This is a genomic window from Streptomyces sp. NPDC059853, assembly GCF_042731495.1.
In the GTDB taxonomy this organism is placed as follows: domain Bacteria; phylum Actinomycetota; class Actinomycetes; order Streptomycetales; family Streptomycetaceae; genus Streptomyces.
The window spans coordinates 1-2,588 of the sequence record NZ_JBHWJL010000470.1; the positions used below are offsets into that span (position 1 = coordinate 1).

Sequence of the window (2,588 nt, forward strand, 5' to 3'; positions counted from 1 at the left end):
CTTGCGTCCCGGGGGTGTGCGGCCCGCTCAGGCGGACTCCGGCACCGGCACCGCCCCCCAGCCGGCCGGCGCGGCCCCCACCGCCTGCATCTCGTCCTCCCGCAGCCCCAGTGCCAGCAGCAGGGCGTCCGCCGGCGTCGGCTCGAAGGGCTGCACCAGCAGCGCCATCCCCGCCTGCGCGGGCGTCCGGTTCGCCTTGCGGTGGTTGTCCTCCGCGCACGCCGCCACCGTGTTCAGCCAGGTGTCCCCGCCACCCTGCGAACGCGGCAGCACATGATCGATCGTGGTCGCCCGGCGACCGCAGTACGCGCACCGGTGCCGGTCCCGTACCAGCACCCCGCGCCGTGACCACGGGGCCCGTTGTCGGAAGGGCACCTTCACGAACCGCCGCAGTCTGATCACCAGCGGCACCGGCAGATCCACCGCCGCCGCCCGCACCCGCAGCCCCGGATGCGCCTGCTCCACCACCGCCTTGTGCTGGATGACCAGCACCACCGCCCGCCGCAGCGACACGGTCGACAGTGGCTCGTAGGTCGCGTTGAGCACCAGCGTCTGCCGCATCCCGCCCACCTCCCCTGAGCTGCCCGCCCCCTGGCGGGATGGCACCACTGTGCCGGGGGCCGGTGAGCCCCACAATGCAATTTCCAGGGAGGTAACACAAACGGGAGATGACGGCTAAACCCCCGGTGCGGGATCGGGCGCGGATCATCCGGCACCGGGGGATCACCGCACGGTCAGCTCTGTGCCGGCACCTCGTACTCACCGACCAGCTGGGCCCGCCCGATGGCGTGGAACCGCAGCATGAACCCGACCTGCGCCGGGGTGGCGTCCGCGTCCGGGCCCAGCTTCTCGCGGTCCACCGCGTACACCGTGAACACATAGCGGTGCGGTCCGTCCCCGGCCGGCGGCGCGGCGCCGCCGAAGTCACGGGTGCCGTAGTCGTTGCGCACCTGCACGGCGCCCTCCGGCAGCCCGGCCATCGCACCGCTGCCCGCACCGGCCGGCAACTCGGTGACCGACGCCGGGATGTCGAACAGCGACCAGTGCCAGAACCCGCTGCCGGTCGGCGCGTCCGGGTCGAAACAGGTGACCGCGAAGCTCCTGGTGCCCTCGGGGAACCCCTCCCAGCGCAGCTGCGGCGAGGTGTTCCCGGCCGCGTACACCTGCGCCTCGCCCAGCCGGGCACCGGGCGCGAGGTCATCACTGGTGACGGTGAAGGACGCCACCGGCGGATGGAAGTCGTGGGGGAGCGGACGGCGGGGCGACTGGGACGTCATGGGCCTCTCCTCGTCGGGCGATAGTGGTGCTGATCACCCTAGCCAGCGTGACCGGAGGTAATCCCATGACCGGACCAGCACCGCACCGCCTCGACCTCGGCGGGGTGCGCGACAAGGCCGGGCTGCTGCGGAGCTGCGCCGAGCAGCTGGGTTTCCCCGCCCACTTCGGCCACAACTGGGACGCCCTGGATGACTGTCTGCGCGATCTGTCATGGTGGGGTGAGCCAGGGGCGGACGGCTGGACGGTCGAGGTGACCGGCTGGGGGGAGCTGCGCCGGCGGGCGCCGGAGCTGGCGCGGACTCTGGGGGAGATCTTCACGGACGCCGAGACCTACTGGAGGGAACGGGGCGTCCCGCTGACCGTGACACGGGGATGACGATGAGCAGCAGCACCACCGCGACGACTGAACCCCTGCCCCGCGCCTTCTTCGACCGCCCGGTCCTGGAGGTCGCCCCCGATCTGCTGGGCCGCACCCTGGTGCGGCGCTCGGCCGAGGGCACGATCACGCTGCGGCTGACGGAGGTCGAGGCGTACGCCGGGGAGATCGACCCCGGTTCGCACGCGTTCCGGGGGCGGACGGCACGGAACGCCACGATGTTCGGCCCGCCGGGCCACGCGTACGTCTACTTCACCTACGGAATGTGGCACTGCCTGAATCTGGTCTGCGGTCCGGAGGGCCGGGCGAGCGGGGTGCTGCTGCGGGCCGGGGAGGTCCTGAGCGGCGCGGAGCTGGCCCGCCCGCGCCGGGCGGCGGCCCGCGGCCGGGACCACGAGCTGGCCAAGGGCCCGGCCCGGCTGGCCACGGCCCTGGAGGTGGACCGGGCGCTGGACGGGACGGATGTCTGCGCCGACGGCGAGGAGTTCGCGCTGCGGGTGCTGGCCGGCACCCCGGTGGCGCCGGAGCGGATCGCCACCGGCCCCAGGACGGGCGTGGCCGGCGACGGCGGGGTCCACCCCTGGCGCTTCTGGATCACCGGTGACCCCACGGTGAGCCCCTACCGGCCGCACCAGCCGAGACGGCGGACGCGGGGACTTGACGCCGGCGTCACGGGGTCGTAATGTAGATCGAGTCGCTGGAGGCGGCAACCCCAGGGAAGCGGTCGAGAGACCGACCGGGGAAGCCTCGGAGGCGACACCCACTCCATCTGATCGGAACTCTCCCGTTCCGGTTTCTTTGGCGCGCTCCGTGCGAGTCGCCGAAGAAAGCGAAAAGGGCCCGATTAGGAGCCGGCCGGAAAGTCGGCTAGAGTAGTGGACACGAAGGGAAAGCCCGGAGGGGCCCGAGAGGGAACCAAAGGAAGCATCCGTTC

The 2,588-nt window shown here is 72.5% G+C and carries 4 protein-coding genes; 2 read left to right on the plus strand and 2 right to left on the minus strand.

Translation table 11 applies throughout. The features are described from left to right. Nucleotides 1-27: 27 nt before the first annotated feature. Together ACFV5N_RS26850 and ACFV5N_RS26855 are read right to left on the minus strand one after the other, a co-directional pair. Nucleotides 28-561, minus strand: a complete 534-nt coding sequence (locus ACFV5N_RS26850) for an HNH endonuclease (protein WP_385604844.1) — start codon at nt 559-561, stop codon at nt 28-30. A gap of 173 nt (nt 562-734) precedes the next feature. After that, complete coding sequence (locus ACFV5N_RS26855) at nt 735-1,277, minus strand: YbhB/YbcL family Raf kinase inhibitor-like protein (RefSeq protein ID WP_385604847.1); 543 nt, start codon at nt 1,275-1,277, stop codon at nt 735-737. Nucleotides 1,278-1,342: 65 nt separating this feature from the next. On the opposite strand from ACFV5N_RS26855, the gene ACFV5N_RS26860 reads away from it, so the two are divergent. Together ACFV5N_RS26860 and ACFV5N_RS26865 are read left to right on the plus strand one after the other, a co-directional pair. Continuing rightward, the gene (locus ACFV5N_RS26860) at nt 1,343-1,654 is read left to right on the plus strand and encodes a barstar family protein (RefSeq protein WP_385604850.1); all 312 of its coding nucleotides are present in this window, start codon (nt 1,343-1,345) and stop codon (nt 1,652-1,654) included. A gap of 2 nt (nt 1,655-1,656) precedes the next feature. Next, the gene (locus ACFV5N_RS26865) at nt 1,657-2,337 is read left to right on the plus strand and encodes a DNA-3-methyladenine glycosylase (RefSeq protein ID WP_385604853.1); all 681 of its coding nucleotides are present in this window, start codon (nt 1,657-1,659) and stop codon (nt 2,335-2,337) included. Nucleotides 2,338-2,588 lie beyond the last annotated feature (251 nt).

What these genes read in the sequence shown, in the direction of transcription:
- ACFV5N_RS26850 (WP_385604844.1), bottom strand. Translation starts at nt 561, where the DNA reads ATGCGGCAGACGCTGGTGCTCAACGCGACCTACGAGCCACTGTCGACC.
- ACFV5N_RS26855 (WP_385604847.1), bottom strand. Translation starts at nt 1,277, where the DNA reads ATGACGTCCCAGTCGCCCCGCCGTCCGCTCCCCCACGACTTCCATCCG.
- ACFV5N_RS26860 (WP_385604850.1), top strand. Translation starts at nt 1,343, where the DNA reads ATGACCGGACCAGCACCGCACCGCCTCGACCTCGGCGGGGTGCGCGAC.
- ACFV5N_RS26865 (WP_385604853.1), top strand. Translation starts at nt 1,657, where the DNA reads ATGAGCAGCAGCACCACCGCGACGACTGAACCCCTGCCCCGCGCCTTC.